Raw genomic sequence first — 20,196 nt, 5'->3', positions numbered from 1 at the left:
TCTCCTCTGTGTCAGGAATGATTTCAAAATTGAAATCATCCCCTAATAAAGCTTTATATCGCTATGCTTAACGTATTTCCGTTATCATCAACCTGAATTTCAATCATTTTTCCTCCGGGCAACTCGATTCTTTGCAGTCTCCCACGGCTGTCGTAATGATATTTAATTTGGCCAGATGGTTTAATGAAACGGATAGCACGACTAGGCAAAGATAAATTTCCAGCTGCATCCTTTGCCCTAACAACCAAAACATGCGTTGTATTCACCGGAAGATTAGGTACAACGTAGTGAGTTGTATTGGCATCTGTTGTTCCCAGCAAAGTATCCCCTAAATAAATGATGTATTCCGTCACGCCAATATTGTCTGAAGCAGCATCCCACTGCAACTCCATAACATCTGAATTTCGTTTTACAACTCCAAAACGGGTTGGAGTTGTTGGGAGCGTCACATCTGTACTAGCCACGATCTCCCTGCTCCATTCCGATTCATTACCGGCTTCATCCTTCGCTTTAACCCGAAACGAATACGTTGTATTGACATTTAGTCCAGTTACGGTATAACTTGTTGCCGTGCCTTCTACCCTACCGACAAGGGTTGTCCCGTTATAGATCTGATAGCCTGTTACCCCTACATTGTCCAATGCCGCCACCCATGAAAGAGTAATGCTGGTTTCCGTACGATTCGTAATGGAAAGTACAGAAGGGGGCGCTGGTGCGATGACGTCCGTACTTGCCATTACTATATTGCTTGCTTCCGATACATTCCCGGCCGCATCTTTCGCTTTAACCGTTAACTTATGCATCGTATTCAGGCTTAAACCAGTCAGCACATAGTTTGTCTGTATGCCGGGAAGGGAAACCAACTGATTTTCACCGTCATAAATGACATATTCAACTACTCCAATATTGTCCGTCGCAGCTGTCCAGACAAGTGAAATACTCGTTGCGGTTCGATCAGTTACGGATAATGATCCAGGGGGTGTTGGAGCCACAATATCCGTACTGGCTGTTAAACTATTGCTCGCTAACGATAGATTTCCAGCTGCATCTTGTGCCTTTACGGTAAAAACAAAGGAAGAATTCGTTTGCAGGCCAGTTACTATAAAAGTTGTCACTCCTCCTGCAACTGTGCCCACAAGTGTGGAACCCATGTAAATGTTGTAATTACTTACAGCCACATTATCTGTAGAAGCTGTCCAGGCGAGAGCAATACTCGTCGAGGTCCGGTTTGTTGCATGTAATGAACCTGGAACCGTTGGACTTGTAATATCAGTACTGACGGATAATTGATTACTGAACTCAGATCGGTTGCCGGCTGCATCCAATGCCTTAACCCCAATTGTATAGATTGTATTAGGAATCAATCCTGTCAATGTATGACTGGTTAAGCTTCCATTCACTGTAGACATAAGGACGTTTCCATTATAGATTTCATATTTTAAAACCTCTACGTTGTCTGTGGATGGCAACCATGAAAATGCAATACTTGTTTCTGTACGACTAACTATAGTTAACGGTCCCGGCGAGGAGGGCGTTTCAATATCTGTACTTACCGAAACGACGTTGCTCGCAGCTGATATATTCCCGGCTGCATCCTTGGCTTTAATCGTTAAAGTGAACATTGTATTCTCGCTAAGGCCAGTCAACGTATAACTGGTTGCGGTGCCTGGAACTTCTGCGATGACGCTTCCGTTGTTATAGATATGGTAGGATGCGACCCCTATATTGTCCGTTGCTGCCGTCCATGAAAGTGAAACACTCGTCTTAGTTCGATTAGTCACTGACAATGAGGAGGGAGCAGATGGCGGAGTCGCATCGGTACTGGCAACGATACTTTGACTAGCCGCCGAGACGTTGCCAGCAGCATCCCTTGCCTTTACAGTGAACGTATGCATTGAATTACCATTTAAGCCTTCAACTGTATATTGCGTGATATTTCCAGCGACAACTCCCAGGAGTATATTCCCTCTATAAACTTCATAACCTGTCACTCCTACGTTGTCTATAGATGCTGTCCAGGCAAGAGTTATACTTGTCGGTCCCCAGCCGATGGCTGTCAGCGAAGAAGGCGCTGTCGGGGCCACTACATCTGTACTGACAAAAACACTATTACTGGGCAAGGATACATTTCCAGACGGATCTACTGCCCGTACCGTAAGATTGTACATTGTATTGGTCTCAAGATCCGTTAAAACATACTTCGTTAGCCTTGCTGGAACTACTGCCAACAAAGATTCTCCATTATAGATTTCATAACTTGCGACTTGCCTATTATCTGTAGACTCTTTCCATGAGAGAGCGATACTGGTTTCCGCGCGATTGGTTACAGTCAGCGACTCTGGCCTGGTCGGCGGTATCAAATCTGTTCCCGTTCTTACTATGTTGCTTGAAACTGATAAATTCCCAGCCTTATCTAGCGCTTTAACTGACAACAAATATGGTTGATTGGCCTCAAGCCCTGCCAACTGGTAGCTCGTCTCCGTCCCGGCAACCGAAGCGAACAGAGAACCATCGTTGTATATGTTGTATTGATTCACTCCAACATTATCTGTAGACCCCGTCCACGCAATATTTATGGATGAGGTTGTCCGATCCGTCACGTTCAGATGCTGTGGCGCCGTTGGAGGCACGACATCGGTACTTGAACTCACGCGATCACTTACAGCTACTAGACTGCGGTCCCAATGTTTTTGTCTGATCTTGAAAGTATACGTGCTATTTTCGCTAAGCCCGGTAACCGTATACTTTTTCACCGGTTCCTCAACCGTAGTCAGCAGTGTATCATCAACTAAAATTTCTGAATATTTCCAGTAATTAGTTGATGACCACGACAGTTCAACGCTCGTACTCGTTCGATTCGTTACAGTAAGGGAAATAGTCGGATTCATCTCACTCGTAGTTGCCGTGACAACATTGCTTCCAACGGATCGATTACCCACGATGTCTCTTGCCCTGACAAAAAAAGAATACGAAGTGGAGTCATCAAGTTTATCTATAGTCGTATAGGTTTGATTTGTAGTACCTACTAAATTTGAGCCAATATAAATATCATACTCATAAATAGGCACGCTACTAGTAGACGCCCCCCAGCTCAGACTCACACTGGTATGATCGAAATCAGTTACGCTTAATGAATCGGGAGCCGTAGGACCTTCGGTGCTTGTTAACCATCCGGACAATGCAGTTGGGGTTGCCTGATAAACATTACGCTCTGCATACAGTGAAGCAACATCGCTTCCCCACGCCCAGAAATTGCGATCTTGTGTGATAGCCGCAGATTGCTTGGGGCCTGTTGCAAACGATTGGACATTGGAAATCCCTAAGACTTGAGAAGGGGACTCGCTATTGGTCAATGTTCCGTGTCCTAGCTGTCCTTCTTTATTCCTCCCCCATGACCACAATGTACCGTCTTGCTTCAGAGCTAAAACATGATCGTGGCCGGCACTTACTTTGACTACTCCACTTATATTGCTTACTTGAACGGGCAAAAGGCTTATGGACAAATCTCCGTCATTACCAAATTGTCCGTGCTGGCTCGCTCCCCATGCCCACACTGTGCCATCCTGCTTAACAGCAAAAGCAATCAAGGTTCCCACCGCAATGTCTACTACGTCTGATATATTGATTACTTGAACAGGGGCATACTGATGGATTAGTTCCCCATTGCCTGATAGCAAACCTGATCCCCATGCCCACACCGTACCATCCTGTTTGATTGCCATTGAGCAGGTTCTTCCCGTCGCAATCTGCTTTACATCAGTTAATCCTGTAACTTGAACGGGGGTCGAACTGCTAGTCGTGTTCCCTATTCCTAATTGTCCCCAATCGTTAAAGCCCCATGCCCACACTGTCCCATCCTGTTTTAGAGCTAAAGTATGCTCGTCCGCCACCGCAATTGCAACAACATCGGTTAGTCCGGTTATTTGTATAGGTACCTCAGTTTTAAAGGTAGTTCCATTCGAAAAACCAAAGTAATCCATCCCCCATGCCCATACCGTTCCATCTTGCTTCAAAGCCACCGAAAATTCTCTTCCTGTTCCTACAGCAACTACATCGGTCAAACCACTTACTTGCACAAGACCTTGACTATCTATTCTTGTACCGTTACCCAACTGTCCATAATTATTTCTCCCCCACGCCCGCACAGTTCCATCTGTATGTACAAATAAAGAGTGCTCACTTCCAACATCCAGTGTAGATGTTGTAGAATTGAAAACAACTCCCTCAGGCTGAGAAGATTCAGATGCTGAAGCCGTTGTGTTCCCTGTGAAGAAACCTGACCAAATGATAATAGCACTCATATATAATCCTAGAAACCTCTGCTTATTGCGCCATGAATCCAAAGTAATCTCCTCCTGAACAATTCAATTGCCCATCGCCGTTCGCCTGGGCAAATGGGACGAGCAGTACCTCATCCCATTTCAATAATCCGATCAAACAACAAACGCTACATCGATGAAATCTCCGATTCTTTCACTCTCAAACTTTATTCGCTGCTATGAACGCACGATAGCTGCCATCCCTTCGGGCAATGGCAGTCAGCATCTCAAAGGCATACTTCCTTCGTTACTACACATTTTCCATTGATGAGATCAATCACCCGCTTATAGGTATAATATACTAGATAAAATTAGGACTTTTATATGATAGCATATCAATTTGTAAAAAACACCAATTTTTTTAAAGATAAAATAGGTCATATTACCTACTACACACAATCTTTAATATAAGCTAAAATCTCCATTACAATTTCCGACACCGCATCCTCCTGAGGCAAATGAATGAAACGGCTCAAGTCGATAATATCCTTCTTGAACAGCTCGATCAGTTGCAGCTTGGCCGCTTCGTCATCCTCTCTCGCAGCGTGCAGCAGCGCTAGAAATTCACGGTCCGGGATAATTGCTGAATCATTTTTCGCTTCCATTTATTCACCGCCTGTTGACTTAAATTAAGCTGCCTCGCCACCTCGGATTCGGTCTGCTCCTGTATATAAAGCCTGTACATAATCGCCCGGCCCCGGGGCGGCAACGTATCCATTAACTGCTCTAGCAACAGCCTGTTGTCACTGTTCATCGTAAAGTTGTCCACTGCCGCCGACTCCTTATCGCAAAAAGAAGTTTCCCTAATCCGAACTTTCTTCGCACGATATTGCACCCGCCATCCGATTCGATACACCTCTGACTTGAACTGCTCATAGACCGTCTGCTGCTTCTTCACTAATCATCCGCCCCTTCCTGTTAGTTCTCTTGTTTATAGGGAAAATCCGCCTTCCAATTCACAACCAAAATAAGAACATTTGTTCCTATTCTAACATTTATAATCGACCTGTGAAATAAGGCTTCAGTTGTAAATCTCGCGGACCTTTCTAAGGGGACTCCAATCGTAAACGATTGTTTCGCTTCTAACAGACACAGCGGCGTTTCGCGAACAAATACAAAAAAGCTGTGCCCTAAAAAGAGCACAGCCATCTTTACTATATGAGTTCTACTATACGAGATCGCAGGCCTCAGCCGGCATCCAATGCTCGTCCTGGCCTTCCCACTTGACATTGCAGCCGATCGGGTTCGTCAGCGGCACGGATACCTCTGATCCAGCCAGCACCTCGGAGATAGCCCGGTCCAGATCATTCACTGTGATTTTGCTTGTTTCCCGAGGGTTATCTACTCCGCGCCCGGTATATTGCAGCTTGCGTTCCTCATCAAACACAAAGAAATGCGGCGTCCTGAGGCCGCCGTAGACCTTCGCAATGCTCTGGCTTTCATCATGCAGGTACACCCATGGGAATTTCTCCTCTTCTATCACCTGCACCATCTTCTCAAACGAGTCATCCGGCTTTGTATTCACGCTGTTCGAATTAATACCTACAAATTGCACGCCTTGATCCGCATACTTCAGGGCAGTTTCTCTGGTTACTTCATTTGATCCGACAACAAAAGGACAATGATTGCACGTAAAAAATACGACCAGCAGACGGGCATCCGCGAAATCCTGAAGCGAATACGTTTTACCGTCTGTGGCAGGTAGAGAAAAATCAGGTGCTTGTGCGCCGATTGGCAATGTAAAAGACATGTTTCATCCACCTTTCGCGATTTTAAGTTACAAAATTTTCTTTTCTCGCTAGAGTATAACAAACGGTTAACCCGCTGTCTATTGTGGAATTCTAGCGTTTCACCCCGTCCAGAAAGGGTAATAGATTGTAACTTTCCCTTAGGAGGTTAAAGTCCAATGAAATTAGTTGAGAAGTGCCAAAAGCTTGAGAGCTACCCGACTCATTCATCGGAACGTTTTTTGACCGTGTACCTGAACACAGCGCCTACAGGCAACCAGCCGCAACAATGGAAAATCCGACTGAAGAACGGCATGAAGAAGCTGATTGAATATTCAAAGGCAGCAGGGGACGATAAGCAAGTCCGGCAGCTGTTGAATATCCAAAAACAGATTGAGGCCGAACTGGATAACAGAAGGCAGGAATTTAAAAATGGATTGGTGATCGTTGCCGAAGATTCCGGTGTCCTGCTATTTTTCGAGTCGCTTCAAGCGCCGCTGCCTAACCGTTTTTATTGGGAAAAAGAACCTCGCCTTCAAGAACTGAAAGAACTGCTCCGCCGTTATCCTGCTGCCGGCATCATTCAAGTGGGACATGATTCCGTAGCGGTCATCGACACTATACTAGGGGAAATCAAGCAAGAAGTATATTTCGAATGGAATGCCGATAATGAGGACTGGAAGGAATATAAAGGCGTGGCGGCCACCATCCGTGAGGCTTCCAGCAGCTCACAGAGAGAACGCTTCCATGATCGCATGGATGTGCATCGCCAACGCTGGATGAAGCGACTTGTTCCCGTTATTGAACGGTTCAAGAAGCAAAAGCAGTGGCAGGAATTGATTTTTACCGGGGAAAAATCTCTTGCCTCAGAGCTTTCCCGGGAATTTCAACCCATGAAGACGCGTGTCATCTCCAAAAATATGAATCGTGTTCCTTCTCACGAAGTCATTAGAGAAGTTTATTCGGCGGGACGCGCCTGATTGCCGGATATCATTTCCCGCAGGAATAGATGCCGTTTAAAAATCAGTAGACTCCTATTTCCATAAAGACGGGCAGCAAGCACGCCTGATCGCCCTTGCCCGTCTTTTTCGCATACCCGTATGCTATTTTCCAAGCTTGGCCTATTCCACTTCAGCCGCCTGGAACACCTTGGCGAAGCCAGCCGCAGACCGGATATACAGCTCTTCATTCGTCTGTCCGGACGGCCCGGAAGTCAGAATCTCCTGGGAGACCGCCCCCTGGTAACCGATCTGCGCAAGTGAACGGACGAATGCTGCCAGATTGATCACACCTTCTCCCGGATAGAGACGGTCATTGTCAAGCGCTTCCTCTACCGGAACCGGCTTCGCATCATTAATATGAACATGGACAATCTGCGAAGGCTTCAGATTGAGCAGATCTTCCACGGTTCCCCCTGTTGTATGCCAATGGTAAGCATCGAGCAGCAGCCCTACATTTGCGCGGCCGATAGCCTGAATCCAGTCGAGCGTCTCTTCCATCGTCCACAGGAACGGATTCGCCCAATTCGTACGCAAATGATGCGGACCGACGAATTCCAAACCAAGCCGCACTCCAAAACCGTCCAGGATATCTGCACAAATTCGAAGGCGGCGTGTGGCAAGCGCCGTAAAATGCGCGGACTTGTAGTCGGTTGCCGGCAGTACATAGGTGCAGCAAGCGTCCACGCCAAACTTCGCTGCCCACTGAGCATGTCTGGCGAGATCAGCGAGTCCCGAGCGGAATGTTTCCTCGTCGGAGCGCCAGTCTACCGGGAGATGAATCGAGCCTACGACTACACCCAGCTCCTTCAGCAGCCCTTTCGCAGTTTCCAAGCCAGCCTCCTGCGCCCAGCTTTCTAGCTCATCTCCGCCCAAATCTACAGCGCCAAAACCATAGGACGCTGCATTGCGGATGAACTGCTCCGCCGTTTCTCCATGCCCGGTTCCTGCTCTCGTTAATCCCTTTATCACACCATCCAGCCTCCTTATGATCATAACCCTTCTCCCATTATAGAATAGAAGGCAACCAAATGCAGTCTGCTCGTCTTAAATCTTTTCAAATTCTCGTATGCTAATGAAAGGAATATGACCGGCAGGAATCGAATTAAGATAGAGACAGAACTGCACAGAAAGGTTGATTAAAGGATGAGCAAAGTGTCAGTTGAGAAAATTAACTATCTGGGGGAAGAAGCAATTCATGTGCTGACTCCTGAATTAGAAGCGGTTATCGTACCTTCGTGGGGCAGCAATCTGCTGGAGCTGAAGTGGCGGGCAAGTGAAACGGCACTGCTTCGCTCCCCGCAAACACGCGAGCAATTTCTGTCTGCTTCCGTGCTGTACGGCACGCCGGTGCTGTTCCCGCCAAACCGGATTGACAACGGGGAATTTTCATTCAACGGACGGACGTATCGCTTCCCGCTAAACGAATCCCATCGCGGCAACCACATTCACGGTGTGCTGATCAATGAGCCATGGACGCTTCATCTGGCTGAGGTGCAAGGTGAGCAAGTAATCGTGGAAACAACCGTGGACTCCACAGAGCTTCCCGCTGTATTTGAAGCGCTGCCGCATCATTTCACAGCCAAATTGCAATTTGTGTTCGAAGGCGCATCCGTTACTCAGCGCTTCATTCTGGACAACCTGGATGAAGAGCCGCTTCCTTGGGGAATTGGCTACCATACGACCTTCAACTTTCCACTGAACGGAAACACACAAAACAACCGCAGCACGTTCAAGCTGGAGACCGATCAGATTTGGGAGCTGACCGACCGCTTGCTGCCAACCGGAGAGCTCCAAGCTATTCCTTATGGGGAAGAGTTGAACAAAGGCATGTCACTCAACGGCCTGCCGCTCGATACAGTCTTCCAGATCCCGCAGAACGGCAAGTGCGAAGCCGTTATTACCGACCCGGATACCGGCCTGCAAATTACATACAGCGGCGATAGCCAATTTGGACAGTGGGTTGTCTACAACAATGATTCCAGAGCCGGCTACCTGTGCCCGGAGCCGTATACGTGGGTAACGAATGCTCCGCATCTTCAGCTGCCTGATGAGCTAACCGGTTTCCGTGCCCTTGCACCGGGAAATCAGGTCCGCGCCGAGACACGTATTGATGTAAGCCTGATTGCCGAATAACTGAATCCGGACATCCTCACAGCATAGAAGAGTCTTCGCAACACCGCACACAGGAAGCCGAGAAGAGCATCCCCGCTACCAGCTCTTTTCGGCGCCTGTACATTTCATTTCGAAAACTGCACATCCTGACCTCATCGTGATCATCCCACACAACATCACAGCTCGCTCCAACTTGAATTGCGCGTTATATTTCAGAATTATCACAATTTTGTAAACCGAATTTAAGGCTTTTTTAATATTCAAGCTTTATACTGTTCTCAAATCCTATTAAATAGTTATTGGAGTGAATGATAGATGAGAACGATGATTCTATTTCAAAATAAAACGATCCCTGTCTATATTACCGAATCGAACAAAAAAACATTGGACAAGCTGGCCCAAACGTTGAACCGCAAATGGGAAACTGGCAAAAATGCGTTGAAAAACTGTCTGCGCTCCCTGATCAGCGTTGAAATTGTAGGCAGCGAAGCTACCCTGCATGCCATCAATGAAAAAGATACATTGACGATTTCTCTATACTAAAACATAACTGAAGCAAATCCCTTGCTTCCAAAAACAAGCATCCCCCGCCCGGCCACCCGGCCTGGATCAGGGGATGCTTGTTTTTGATTATAGCTTGTAAAATTCCGCCGCTGTACCGCCGAACAGCCGCTCCTTGTCAGCAGCGCTCAGTTCATCCGGCAGCGCCAGTTGCAGCACATCCATCGTTTCATCATAGCTTGCCGCAAGCAGGCATACCGGCCAATCGCTCCCGAACATCAAGCGCTGCGGACCGAACAGTTCCAGCACATGTCGGATGTAGGCGGTAAAATCCTCCGGCTTCCACTGCTGATGATCCGCTTCCGTCACCATGCCCGACAGCTTGCAGTACAGCTTCGGATGCGAAGCAATTACGGCCATCTGCTCCTTCCAGGGAAGCAGCTCGCCAGCGGCAATTTTCGGCTTGGCAATATGGTCGATAACCCCCCGCAGCCCCGGCGCCTGCTCCAGCAGCTTCACCAGCGGATCAAGCTGATGGGACAGAACGAGCAGATCCACCGGAATATCCCGCTCCGCAAAATAGCGGACCGCCTCCACAAAATGCGGCTGCAAAATGTCCTGCGCATTCGCCATCTCCTGAATCATGATCCGGAAGCCGACAAATTTCGGATGGCGGCTAAAGCGCTCATAATGGTCCTGATAGTTAGGATTGTTCAGATCCAGCCAGCCAACAACACCCGCAATCGTATCCTCAGCGCTGCTCAGCTCCAGCAGATAATCCGTCTCCTCCAGCGTCTGGGCGGCCTGCACGACAATCGTCTTGTCCAACCCATGCTTGCGCAGATGCGGCCGCAAATCCTCCGGCAAGTAATCCCGGTACAGCAGCGACAGCTCCGGCGTTAACCACCCGTAATCTCCCCTGCTGACTTTCCAATAGTGCTGATGAGCATCAATGCGCATTTGTAGCTAGCCCCCTCTTATTGTCCGGTGATGACACCCTTTTTCAAAATCAGATTCGCATATTGCGCGCCTTCCCCCGTCGCAACAATGGCGTAGGCGGATTTGGCCCGTTCATAGAAGGCGAATCGTTCCACCATCTCGAAGCTTGGCTCCTGACCTGTTCGCTCAGCAATAATTTCTTGATATCGCTTCCAAATTGGTGTTTCCACTGAATCGCCGACTACTTTATCCATCAAAGCCACTGGTTGGCTAACGTATTGATCGAGCGGGAATAAGTGCAATATGGCGTCCAGCAGTTCGGCTGTGCCTTGACCGTCACAGCGGACCAACTGTCTGGCATGACTGGCGGCGGGAAAATTCCCATCTGACAATACAATCTCATCCCCATGACCCATCTCCATGAGTACCTTTAAAAGCTCCGGTGATATTTGCTTCGGAATTCCGATCAGCATGTATTGAATACCCCTTTCTTGTTGTAAGCTGTCTTCTTATTGTAGCAGGATTGTACACAAATCGCATCACGGATAGAGCGGAATCGTAATTTGGTGCATTTCGGAGCGAATTAGGAATCAAGTAAATTTGTAACTTGGATTACAGCTTTTCACAATTATTTGTGTGACAATTGTTACTGCAACTACTATTTAGGAGGATTTTTTAAAATGAAAACTAGGAAACCGCAATCCGGCATTAAAAAATCCGAAAAGATCCGGATTGAAATTCGTGAGCTTCCCCCGCACTTGATTGAAAAGGCTTTATTTGACTTGTTCCAGCAGAAAGCACTTGCCGCCCCTCGGGAAAAAGCTGAACACTTATCTCCCAAGCTTGATGCTTCCTTTGATGATACTCAGAAGCTAACACAATGATTGCCTCCACGTACATATCCATCATCGTAAATGGGGAATAAAATACCGAATGTAAACATAGATCGGCCTTTGAGCGTGGCAGGATCTAAAATCTCTTGCGCAATATGTTGTATTTTAATTAATAATGATGTATATTTATACATAACGAATTGGCGGGAGGTTTATCCTATGCTTCAAACGTTAGATACACAGGAAAAGGAACAAGACATTTCTGAGGAAGCAGAACAATCGTTGCTGTTCACCGCAAATCGGCCGAAAATGATTATGGAGCGCGGAGAAGGCATGTATCTGTGGGATACGGAAGGGAATGCGTACCTCGATTTTTCCGGGGGCTGGGCGGTCACTAGTCTGGGACACTCCCCTGCGGTCGTTCAGGATGTACTGAAAGAGCAATCGGGAACACTCATTCATTCCAGTCCTGCTTTTTATAATAAACCGATGCTTGAATTCGCCAAGCTGCTTACCGATATATCATGCTTTGATAAAGTATTTTTCGCGAGCAGTGGGGCTGAGGCGAATGAAGGTGCTATCAAGCTGGCTAGAAAATACGGAGCAGTCCGGCTTAACGGCGCTTACGAAATCATTACGCTCACAAACAGCTTTCACGGACGCACACTGGCCACAATGTCAGCAACCGGCAAGTCCCAATGGGATCACCTGTATGAGCCGAAAGTATCCGGATTTCGTCATGTTCCAATCAATGATCTGGATGCCTGTTTTGCAGCGATCAGCGAAAATACCTGTGCGATTATGTTGGAACTTGTCCAGGGGGAAGGCGGCATCCACATTGTCGATCAGAGCTACCTGCAGACACTGCGCAAAGCCTGTGATGTTTATGGAATTTTGCTGATTATTGATGAGATACAGACCGGAATCGGCAGAACAGGCCGCATGTTTGCCTATGAGCATTACGGGGTCGAACCGGATATTATGACTTTGGGGAAAGGGATCGGGGGTGGGTTTCCGCTGTCTGCCATGCTGACCAAGAAGCAGTACGATCTGTTTGAACCAGGCGACCAGGGCGGTACGTACTGTGGGCAGCCGCTTGCTATGGCCGTTGGGCGGGCTGTTGTGCAAGAAGTGATTGACCGCAAGCTTGGCGATCACGCACATATGCAAGGGGAGTATCTACTTCTGCAGCTCCGACGCTTGAGCGGGACATTCGGGCTTTCCAAAATTCGCGGCAAGGGGCTGCTGACTGCCTTTGACCTTCCCGCTCCCGTCGGAGCGGAACTTGTCGCGCGGTGTCTGCATAAAGGATTGATCATTAACTCTCCTTCCCCGTTCGTGATCAGACTAATGCCCGCACTGACCGTTGCAACAGCAGACATCGATCAGATGCTGCTTATACTCGCGGAAGCTTGCAAGGAAATCGGCATCGCCGCTTCTTAACGAGTCATACCATCGTATTTGATTTTGGAGCAAATCCGGGCAAATTCAGCGATTTTGGTTAAACATAGAAAGCCGTGTCCGCTAACTTGAATCGGATACGGCTTTACTTTTGAAATCACAATAACGCGCGAGTAACAGGACAATGATATCGCACGCGGTCTTTCTTTCATTGCTACTTCCCTCTGAAATGTGATATGCTAGAACGTATGTTCCTGATCAAAGAACTTATGATAGACTCCTGTGCAGCAGGGTTTACATCAACATGAATAGGAGGTGAATTTGTATTGCAATTTAAGAAACTGATCTGGGTCATTCTTGCCGCAGCATCGGTTTATTTAGGTGTAACGGTATTTCCTGAACTGGAAGACCCCGTATCTGTCCATCGACCAGCGGGGAATCTTGAATATGATGTATGGATCGACTTTCCTTCCGACAAATATCCTGAGACTGCTGCCCATATCCAAAGTGCTGTCAGCAAAGGATTCTCACCGATATGTACGATCGATCGTGAGGGCGCAGAGGAAAATCGCAGAAAGTCGCTTCAAGGGGTCCCAACAAAAAAGGGACACGACCGGGATGAGTGGCCAATGGCGATGTGTACAGAAGGCGGGGAAGGGGCAGACATTGAATACATAAGCCCTGCGGACAATCGCGGAGCAGGCTCATGGGTCGGCAACAAGCTCGAGAACTACGCGGACGGGACAAGAGTATTTTTTCAAATAGAAGGCATGGATGAAGTTTTGAAGTAGGGCCATGGTTACAGGATGGCCCCCTGATTTACTTATTTCAAATTACAATTCATACCAACATCAATCTGCACAGCAGTATCCTATACAACTATTTATTTCTTGTTTTTCGGGCTTGCTATATAAAAGCCTAATCCAGCTACTATTAAAACAACACCGCAGAAAAACGTTAAATTTGTAATTAACCATATATAGTCGGGGACTACATTTTTCAAAGCCGCAATATCTCCCACTCTATCAGCAAAATTCAAGTAAATTATAATTTTCTCAAATCCACTTAATGTGACCATTAGAAAACCAATGATTATCAAGGCTACAAACATCATGTATTCTCCTTCCTATAGATATACAGGATTGGGTAATATCCCAATCCTGCAGTACAAATTATTTAATTTTCATAAGCTAGTGCAAATACCCCATCTGCATGTCCGCTTGACAACTTAGCTGGTGATCCACCCCATACCCCATTTTTGTTCCCATATGTTTGACATCCTGTTACCGGTACACAAGTTATATAAGTGATATCCCCCTTTACAAAATTATAGCGTGGAGCAAAAGTAAGGTACCCTTTTTTTGTATTGGGAACATATAAGGTATAATTTAACTGTGAAGACGAGGAACTAGCCCATTGAAAACCAGCGCTTGCTTTTACATAAGACTTGTCACCTGCTGTTAGACCAGCTGTCCATGTCTCAGTAGAAGTAATTGAAGTTGAACTCGAAATTGGACATGCTTGTGCCGAATTTCTGCAGTCCACTGTGGCACTGGCTTTTTGAGGTGTCATAAGCTCAGACCAACTATCCGTTTTAGTAAAGTAACTCATATCTACTGCATTTAAAGGATTAATCTCTCTAGATTTACTGTTATTCTTTTCAAATCTAAAATCAGGTTCGTTCTGACTTTGAAATAAACGCCCCTTCTCTAGCTCCACTTTATATTCTTCTAGCGTAATTGGAGTTCCGTCGGCTAAAAATGCCTGTATATAAGTTAAGTTCTCTTTGTCGTCAACCAACACCTTTTCCCCATCTTTATAAACGATTCTTAAACCAAAATCTCCCGAAACTTGTTCTTGGGCACTGACAGGTGCGATAAGGCTAACAAATAACAATGTAACTAAGCCTAATTGAAGAAATTTTTTTTCATTTTATATTCATCCCCTAGTTCATATATATTGAAAGCTGGCCAGCTGTTCAATCCTTAATACTTTAGAATTAAATATTATACTTCTAATATAACATAGATTCCATGATTTGTTAATAATGAAAAAAGTCTCATTTAAAGTTAATTTATTTATTTTTTGAAATCCAAAATTCTTATCCATAAAAGCAATAGACCTCATCTAAGTGAAAATATCTGTTGTGTCTTCTAAATACAATTCCTTATGCTCCACTTACTTATTTTTTCTATAAATGAGCAAAAAAGGATACAAAAATATCCAATTAGAGTTAAGCCAACTTAAACTTTTCACGAACCATGTGAAAAGGAACGCCTCTTTGTTCGCAATCGTAGACAAACTGAAGCCGATCAGTTGGATTTGCTTACGAACGGCACGCAATTCGGTCGCCAAACGAACTAAGTTGCCCCAAGCCTGTTGTGCAATATAAATGCGTCCAAGCCAACAATGCCCATAGGCGGATAAAGGCGGTGGCTGAACGAACCTGATACGTATCGAAGCCCAGGTTGTTCTTGGACTAGCGGAAAAAAATCTCAATCGGCCAGTGTTTGGCGTAATAAGCTGAAATGGTTTCCGTCTCCAAAGAAACGTCTGTGCACAGGAAAGCACGCAGCGCTTTCGATTCGCCGAAAGCATGCTCCGGCCAGCACAGCAGAACAACGGCGTTGTCGATGTCGTTCAACGCACCTTCATACCGATACGTCCAGTAGGAAGCATGGTTCACGGTCACGAGGCGAACGTCTTCCTTCCGGATGTGCGTGGCAAACTCCTGAACGGACATGCGAATGCCCTGCGGGTAGAGGATCCGATTGGTCTTCAGGCCGCCAATCAGGTGATAACCTGCGGCGGCGTAACGGTCGATGACGCGCGTGGTGGTAAACCAGGCATCCACCAGGACATAGCCGCTGTGCGGGGGAAGCGGAAGCGTTGACGCCATGTCGCATAGGCGATCGATTTTCATGTAGACGGTGCCATCGGGATGTGCGTTCGTTTTGTCGTACAAATCAAGCGAATGGATCAATGAAATACCGTTGCTTTGGACGACCGTGGCTTGCACTTGATGACCCCAAACGACTTTGCCTTCCAAACGGGAATGATGAAAGCCGGTTCGCTCGATCGGAGACGCCGCCCGTGACGAAGGCTTGGTCTTCTTCACAATCGTATCCTCATGAATCACAAACAACGGCTCACCCGTGCGGTTGGCGATTTCAACGACCTGGCGAAGGGATTCCGCCTTGACTTTGTTTTGCAGCACCGCTTCATCCCACTTGCCTTCCGCCAGAAATGACCGAGTGTCGTACGATGGCGATCACTGTATTCGGCCAGATCGACCACTTTACCGCGAAATCCTTTCGCCGTGGCGGCCGCCATGTACGTCTCAATATGCACCATCACCGGTTTGGAATAATAAAGCGGCAACCGGTGCGGCAACAAATAATTGCGTAACGGGGCATGATCGGGTACGATGGCGGTATGAGACATAGCTAATCCTCCTGAGGTATAGGTTGTTGTGGTGACTACTTTTTACCACAAGGAGAACGCTTTGTCTCTATTCTTTTTGATTTTACAGTTTACTGGAAGAAAATTTACTCATTTATAGTAAAACTAAAAGAATCAGACCGTTTCAACCCAATATGAAACGTTAAAAGATATTGCATCACACAAATTTTCACAATATAATAACTCAAATTAGGGAGGCTGATTCAAATGATTAGATATCCGTTTTTGAAAGAAGGAACAACAATTGGTGTAACAGCACCCTCGTCAGGGGTAAAGGTCGAATTACACGATATGCTCAGACTTTCCTTCAAACGTATGGAGATGAAGGGATTCAACGTTGCTTGTGGAGAAACGGTTTGGACTCAAGAAAAGGCAAAGTCTTCACCAGCTAAATTACGTGCTACTGAATTCAATGAAATGATGAGAAATGATCACATTAGTATTATCATCCCACCTTGGGGTGGCGAACTTTTAATCGAAATTCTTGAATACATTGATTTTGAAAATTTTAAGACTAAGTGGATTTTAGGTTATTCAGATACAAGTGTATTATTGTTAGCAATCACCTTAAAAACAGGCATAGCAACTGCTCATGGTACAAATCTTGTTGATTTACGTGGAGATTTTTCTGATAGCACAACTGCAATGTGGCAATCTGTCTTATCAACTAAAACTGGCGAATCAATCATTCAATATTCATCGGAGAAATATCAAAAGGAATGGAAACACGCTGATCCTTCGCCATGTGTCTTTCATTTAACAGAACAAACGTGTTGGAAGACTATTCAAGATACTAATGTAAAAATACACGGTCGCTTACTCGGTGGATGTATCGATGTGATAAGACATTTAATTGGCACACCGTTTGGTGATGTACCACATTTTCAAAAGAATTGTGTAAATAATGAACCCATCTTATGGTATTTAGAGAATTGCGAACTATCGACAACGGATTTACGCAGAACGTTGGTTCAGATGAAGTTAGCAGGTTGGTTTGATAATTGTTCGGGTATTCTGTTTGGAAGAAGCGATGCAAATCAACCTATTGACAATTATACAGCGGAGGATATTTACAAAGAGCTATATGAGGAATTGCAGATTCCAATAATTTACGATATTGATTGTGGTCATGTTCCACCACAAATAACTTTTATAAACGGGGCATATGCTGAGATTGAAATAAAAGATGGCAAAGGCTCCGTAAAGCAATCTTTTAATCAATAATTAGGGCTTGCTGAACAACCCTTTACGCAAGGCGTAGTCCGTAGAAACGCAGAATACCGAAAAAAAGCGCAAAGAGGCTCCGTAGCCGCCTCTCCAGATTCCTAATCAAAAACTGGATGGCGATGACGGACAAACTGGTTTGAGCACCGCGTGCGCGTATGCAGTCCAAACCAAAACGGCGTTTGCCTTCACCGAACTTGCCTTCGATGGCATTGCGCTGTGAAGCATCCTGGTACTCTTGTTTGCGGTCTGTGGTTTCCGAATGCTGCTTGGTCGGTCGACCAAGCTTAGGTCCACTCATTCGAATTCCACGCGCCTTGCAGAAGTTCAGATTCTCGCGATTTCGATAGATTTTGTCTGCCAGAATGACTGCCGGGTAGCAGCCAAACCGCTGCTTGTAACCCTCGACAGAGGCGATTAGCGTTGTGGCTTCGTTAAAATTGTCCCACTGCGCTGTTTCCAACCACACGTACCCGTTCACCAGGCTAGCCGCGACTTTCGCTCCAAACTCCACGTTCGCTCCGGCTTTGCCACGAACGATGGGGCGGACATGCGGCTGTTCAATGCTGACAATCCGATCAGCAACAGCATGGCGCTTCATCACGGCCATCTCTCTTTGCTGGCGGTAGAGCTCCGAGACGACAAGCAATTGGCGATACTGTCTTCTGCTTAACTCCGACAAGGGCGTATGTTCCATGAGCACTGCGATCGTTCTCAGATTCCGACCGACATAACCCAATTGTCTGCGGATCGCCTTACGGATGACCTTGCCTGATGCTTTACGCTGTTTGGACACAAGCAGATATTGTTTTCTAGCTTTCTCACGATACGTACGCGGCTTCTCTAGCGTTCCAATGTGTGGACGATGCAGCTCATCAATGATGGCTTCGAGGAGTTCACGGCTATGGTTTAATAAACCCAAGCGTGAAAAGCGAATGGTGGAAAGGCTCTTGATCTACATAGGACGTGTAGCCGAGAAAGAACTGCAAATATGGATTTTCCTCAATCTGAAGTGTTGGTTCGCGGTCGCTCAGTCGAAGTCGCTCCTTGATGATTAGCGCACCAAGCGCGATACGCACCGAATACGCACGTTGACCAACCATTGGCGATCCGAGCGAGTCCACGTATTTCTCTTCTGCCTGATCCCAAGGGATCATTGCCGCCAGCTTCACCCAGCGATTCTGGGGATTCAGTTTTCCTCCGAAGGGGAGGTGGAAGTTTTTCAGAAGATCATCCCTATCGCGGTTTGTCACAAACACGTTCAGTCAACTCCGTCTGCAAGGTTTTTGGGCGTTTTTGCATAATTCCCTTGCAGTTATATTCGCCAAAACCGCCTGATAACCCTTGTGAAATAAGACTTTTTTCAGTATTCAGCAAGCCCTACTTATAATAAAACGACTCTTTGTATGATTTATCTTTACTGCGAGTATATCTATTCAACTTACTAATGAATTATTGGAGGAGAATATGCTTATATTTGTTTTTCAAGGATTATATGTTTTGGCCCTACTTTTTGGAGTTTTTTTAACCATCAAAAAAAAGAATTGGACAATGTTAATTGTATTCTCTTTATTCTTATTAGGCTCTATTCTTAACATTGCTATACCTTATTTATTAAAAGATACAACTGTTATTGATCCGTCTCCTTTTGTGTACTGGCACTCGTTACGTTATCTATTATACTTAATTGCGATACTAATTCTTGTAAATGCGGTCTTTAAAAACGAATGGTCGCTAAGAAACTCCAAAGGAGGGAGTTAAAAACCAACGCCTTAGCCTCGCACCGAACAACCTCAAGTTTATTTTTGCATTGGATTAGTCGATTACAACGATCAAACCAAGAGCCGTAGCCAGTCGGTAGAGCGCTACTGATTTGATACGTCGATAGTGCCGCGGGCTCATGTCCATCTCATCTGCAACGTCCAGATCAAGAACGTCATCATCATCCATGTAGCGCATACGAATCAATCGCTTCTGGCGTGCTCCCAGGCGATCAATAGCTTGGTTCGCACGCTTCACATGTTGCCGGCGGCGCTCTGGCTCGTCCACATTAGCACTGGCAAGATCCCCCGTTTGGTCACTGGTAACATTGGTAGTGCTGCGGGGGATGCTGCTGTAAGAAGCGGTAACGTTCGCTTCCTCCGGTATATATTCGGTAACGGTGTACTCCCGGGCCTGCAGGAGATACTCCTCGACCGCCGCCCGGGTCGCCGCCTCGTCAACCTTATAGATGTCTTGTCTGTTTTGCATTGTATCCCCACCGCTTTCATTATGATAATATAGTGGTGAGTTTTAATAATTGATGGTCCCCCGCTGTCCTCGAAAAGACGGGAAAGGAGACACTTTGTCGCTTGGTACGATTCAATACATCCATCGGGTGCTTAAAAACATTCTCAGTCGAGTTGAAGAATGGGGACTCATTAAAGAAAATACTATGACCAAAGTGAAAAAGCCGAAGGTTGAGCAAACGGAATTTGAATTTTACGATGAAGAGGAAGCCCGAGAAGTAATAGCTGCCCTTTATCAAGAAGCACGTAAATGGAGATTGTTCGTTCTAGGAGCGATGATTGGAAGTAAACGGCGCGGTGAGCTGATCTATAATGCTCCCATAGGTTGAGACACGGGAGGGGAAAAAATAAGTTATAATGAAGCCATGGAAAAACGGAACCGATATACC

At 46.2% G+C, this 20,196-nt stretch carries 18 protein-coding genes and 2 pseudogenes; 8 read left to right on the top strand and 12 right to left on the bottom strand.

Annotated features, from left to right (window positions below):
• Positions 1 to 53: 53 nt before the first annotated feature.
• From JFN88_RS13875 to JFN88_RS13860, 4 genes are all read right to left on the bottom strand, one after another.
• Positions 54 to 4,343 (bottom strand): fibronectin type III domain-containing protein, encoded by a 4,290-nt coding sequence (locus JFN88_RS13875; RefSeq protein ID WP_199019905.1) that lies wholly within the window; start codon positions 4,341 to 4,343, stop codon positions 54 to 56.
• A gap of 365 nt (positions 4,344 to 4,708) precedes the next feature.
• Entirely contained in the window at positions 4,709 to 4,924 is a 216-nt protein-coding gene (locus tag JFN88_RS13870; RefSeq protein ID WP_199019904.1) for a hypothetical protein, read from the bottom strand.
• Positions 4,876 to 5,217: an RNA polymerase sigma factor gene (locus JFN88_RS25000; protein WP_199019903.1), complete on the bottom strand. Its 342-nt coding sequence runs from the start codon at positions 5,215 to 5,217 to the stop codon at positions 4,876 to 4,878. The genes JFN88_RS13870 and JFN88_RS25000 overlap by 49 nt, the downstream gene beginning before the upstream one ends.
• Before the next feature lie 270 nt (positions 5,218 to 5,487).
• Positions 5,488 to 6,069 carry a thioredoxin family protein gene (locus JFN88_RS13860; protein ID WP_199019902.1) on the bottom strand — a complete coding sequence of 194 codons (582 nt, stop codon included), beginning with the start codon at positions 6,067 to 6,069 and terminating at the stop codon, positions 5,488 to 5,490.
• A 156-nt stretch (positions 6,070 to 6,225) separates the two neighbouring features.
• Between JFN88_RS13860 and JFN88_RS13855 the strand changes: the two genes are divergently transcribed.
• The gene (locus tag JFN88_RS13855; RefSeq protein WP_199019901.1) at positions 6,226 to 7,026 is read left to right on the top strand and encodes a VLRF1 family aeRF1-type release factor; all 801 of its coding nucleotides are present in this window, start codon (positions 6,226 to 6,228) and stop codon (positions 7,024 to 7,026) included.
• Between the two features lie 141 nt (positions 7,027 to 7,167).
• Here JFN88_RS13855 and JFN88_RS13850 read toward each other — a convergent pair whose 3' ends face one another.
• Entirely contained in the window at positions 7,168 to 8,016 is an 849-nt protein-coding gene (locus JFN88_RS13850) for a sugar phosphate isomerase/epimerase family protein (protein ID WP_199019900.1), read from the bottom strand.
• A gap of 174 nt (positions 8,017 to 8,190) precedes the next feature.
• Here JFN88_RS13850 and JFN88_RS13845 point away from each other — a divergent pair, with 174 nt between their 5' ends.
• Complete coding sequence (locus JFN88_RS13845; RefSeq protein WP_199019899.1) at positions 8,191 to 9,180, top strand: aldose 1-epimerase; 990 nt, start codon at positions 8,191 to 8,193, stop codon at positions 9,178 to 9,180.
• Between the two features lie 294 nt (positions 9,181 to 9,474).
• The gene (locus tag JFN88_RS13840; protein WP_199019898.1) at positions 9,475 to 9,702 is read left to right on the top strand and encodes a 3-dehydroquinate dehydratase; all 228 of its coding nucleotides are present in this window, start codon (positions 9,475 to 9,477) and stop codon (positions 9,700 to 9,702) included.
• Positions 9,703 to 9,789: 87 nt separating this feature from the next.
• On the opposite strand, the gene JFN88_RS13835 is transcribed toward JFN88_RS13840, so the two are convergent.
• Together JFN88_RS13835 and fucU are read right to left on the bottom strand one after the other, a co-directional pair.
• Entirely contained in the window at positions 9,790 to 10,620 is an 831-nt protein-coding gene (locus tag JFN88_RS13835; protein ID WP_199019897.1) for an amidohydrolase family protein, read from the bottom strand.
• Positions 10,621 to 10,637: 17 nt separating this feature from the next.
• Positions 10,638 to 11,072: an L-fucose mutarotase gene (gene fucU / locus JFN88_RS13830; RefSeq protein WP_199019896.1), complete on the bottom strand. Its 435-nt coding sequence runs from the start codon at positions 11,070 to 11,072 to the stop codon at positions 10,638 to 10,640.
• A gap of 207 nt (positions 11,073 to 11,279) precedes the next feature.
• Here fucU and JFN88_RS13825 point away from each other — a divergent pair, with 207 nt between their 5' ends.
• From JFN88_RS13825 to JFN88_RS13815, 3 genes are all read left to right on the top strand, one after another.
• Positions 11,280 to 11,483 (top strand): hypothetical protein, encoded by a 204-nt coding sequence (locus tag JFN88_RS13825; RefSeq protein WP_199019895.1) that lies wholly within the window; start codon positions 11,280 to 11,282, stop codon positions 11,481 to 11,483.
• Between the two features lie 168 nt (positions 11,484 to 11,651).
• Positions 11,652 to 12,875: an aspartate aminotransferase family protein gene (locus JFN88_RS13820; RefSeq protein ID WP_199019894.1), complete on the top strand. Its 1,224-nt coding sequence runs from the start codon at positions 11,652 to 11,654 to the stop codon at positions 12,873 to 12,875.
• A gap of 284 nt (positions 12,876 to 13,159) precedes the next feature.
• Positions 13,160 to 13,624, top strand: a complete 465-nt coding sequence (locus JFN88_RS13815) for a NucA/NucB deoxyribonuclease domain-containing protein (protein WP_233167839.1) — start codon at positions 13,160 to 13,162, stop codon at positions 13,622 to 13,624.
• 92 nt (positions 13,625 to 13,716) lie between these two features.
• On the opposite strand, the gene JFN88_RS13810 is transcribed toward JFN88_RS13815, so the two are convergent.
• From JFN88_RS13810 to JFN88_RS13800, 3 genes and pseudogenes are all read right to left on the bottom strand, one after another.
• A complete protein-coding gene (locus tag JFN88_RS13810; protein ID WP_199019893.1) occupies positions 13,717 to 13,947 on the bottom strand; it encodes a hypothetical protein in 231 nt (76 codons plus the stop codon).
• Positions 13,948 to 14,009: 62 nt separating this feature from the next.
• Positions 14,010 to 14,729, bottom strand: coding sequence for a DUF6060 domain-containing protein (locus tag JFN88_RS13805; protein WP_199019892.1), 720 nt, complete (start codon positions 14,727 to 14,729; stop codon positions 14,010 to 14,012).
• A 337-nt stretch (positions 14,730 to 15,066) separates the two neighbouring features.
• Positions 15,067 to 16,277, bottom strand: a pseudogene (locus JFN88_RS13800) (IS701 family transposase).
• 225 nt (positions 16,278 to 16,502) lie between these two features.
• Between JFN88_RS13800 and JFN88_RS13795 the strand changes: the two are divergent.
• Positions 16,503 to 17,519, top strand: coding sequence for a S66 family peptidase (locus tag JFN88_RS13795; RefSeq protein ID WP_199019890.1), 1,017 nt, complete (start codon positions 16,503 to 16,505; stop codon positions 17,517 to 17,519).
• A 22-nt stretch (positions 17,520 to 17,541) separates the two neighbouring features.
• Here the strand turns inward: JFN88_RS13795 and JFN88_RS13790 are convergent.
• Both JFN88_RS13790 and JFN88_RS13785 read right to left on the bottom strand, forming a co-directional pair.
• A pseudogene (locus tag JFN88_RS13790) lies at positions 17,542 to 18,778 on the bottom strand (transposase).
• A 556-nt stretch (positions 18,779 to 19,334) separates the two neighbouring features.
• Complete coding sequence (locus tag JFN88_RS13785; RefSeq protein WP_199019889.1) at positions 19,335 to 19,769, bottom strand: ArpU family phage packaging/lysis transcriptional regulator; 435 nt, start codon at positions 19,767 to 19,769, stop codon at positions 19,335 to 19,337.
• A gap of 94 nt (positions 19,770 to 19,863) precedes the next feature.
• On the opposite strand from JFN88_RS13785, the gene JFN88_RS13780 reads away from it, so the two are divergent.
• Positions 19,864 to 20,136 carry a site-specific integrase gene (locus JFN88_RS13780; RefSeq protein ID WP_199019888.1) on the top strand — a complete coding sequence of 91 codons (273 nt, stop codon included), beginning with the start codon at positions 19,864 to 19,866 and terminating at the stop codon, positions 20,134 to 20,136.
• Positions 20,137 to 20,196 lie beyond the last annotated feature (60 nt).

This window comes from Paenibacillus roseus (genome assembly GCF_016424485.1).
In the GTDB taxonomy this organism is placed as follows: Bacteria; Bacillota; Bacilli; order Paenibacillales; family Paenibacillaceae; genus Paenibacillus_D; species Paenibacillus_D roseus.
The sequence above is the reverse complement of the archived record's forward strand: the minus strand, read 5'-3'. Positions and strand labels throughout refer to the sequence as shown.

Bases quoted from the DNA above. Each gene is read 5' to 3' on its own strand.
- JFN88_RS13870 (WP_199019904.1), bottom strand. From the start codon at position 4,924: ATGGAAGCGAAAAATGATTCAGCAATTATCCCGGACCGTGAATTTCTA.
- JFN88_RS13860 (WP_199019902.1), bottom strand. From the start codon at position 6,069: ATGTCTTTTACATTGCCAATCGGCGCACAAGCACCTGATTTTTCTCTA.
- JFN88_RS13855 (WP_199019901.1), top strand. From the start codon at position 6,226: ATGAAATTAGTTGAGAAGTGCCAAAAGCTTGAGAGCTACCCGACTCAT.
- JFN88_RS13845 (WP_199019899.1), top strand. From the start codon at position 8,191: ATGAGCAAAGTGTCAGTTGAGAAAATTAACTATCTGGGGGAAGAAGCA.
- JFN88_RS13840 (WP_199019898.1), top strand. From the start codon at position 9,475: ATGAGAACGATGATTCTATTTCAAAATAAAACGATCCCTGTCTATATT.
- JFN88_RS13835 (WP_199019897.1), bottom strand. From the start codon at position 10,620: ATGCGCATTGATGCTCATCAGCACTATTGGAAAGTCAGCAGGGGAGAT.
- fucU (WP_199019896.1), bottom strand. From the start codon at position 11,072: ATGCTGATCGGAATTCCGAAGCAAATATCACCGGAGCTTTTAAAGGTA.
- JFN88_RS13825 (WP_199019895.1), top strand. From the start codon at position 11,280: ATGAAAACTAGGAAACCGCAATCCGGCATTAAAAAATCCGAAAAGATC.
- JFN88_RS13820 (WP_199019894.1), top strand. From the start codon at position 11,652: ATGCTTCAAACGTTAGATACACAGGAAAAGGAACAAGACATTTCTGAG.
- JFN88_RS13810 (WP_199019893.1), bottom strand. From the start codon at position 13,947: ATGATGTTTGTAGCCTTGATAATCATTGGTTTTCTAATGGTCACATTA.
- JFN88_RS13795 (WP_199019890.1), top strand. From the start codon at position 16,503: ATGATTAGATATCCGTTTTTGAAAGAAGGAACAACAATTGGTGTAACA.
- JFN88_RS13785 (WP_199019889.1), bottom strand. From the start codon at position 19,769: ATGCAAAACAGACAAGACATCTATAAGGTTGACGAGGCGGCGACCCGG.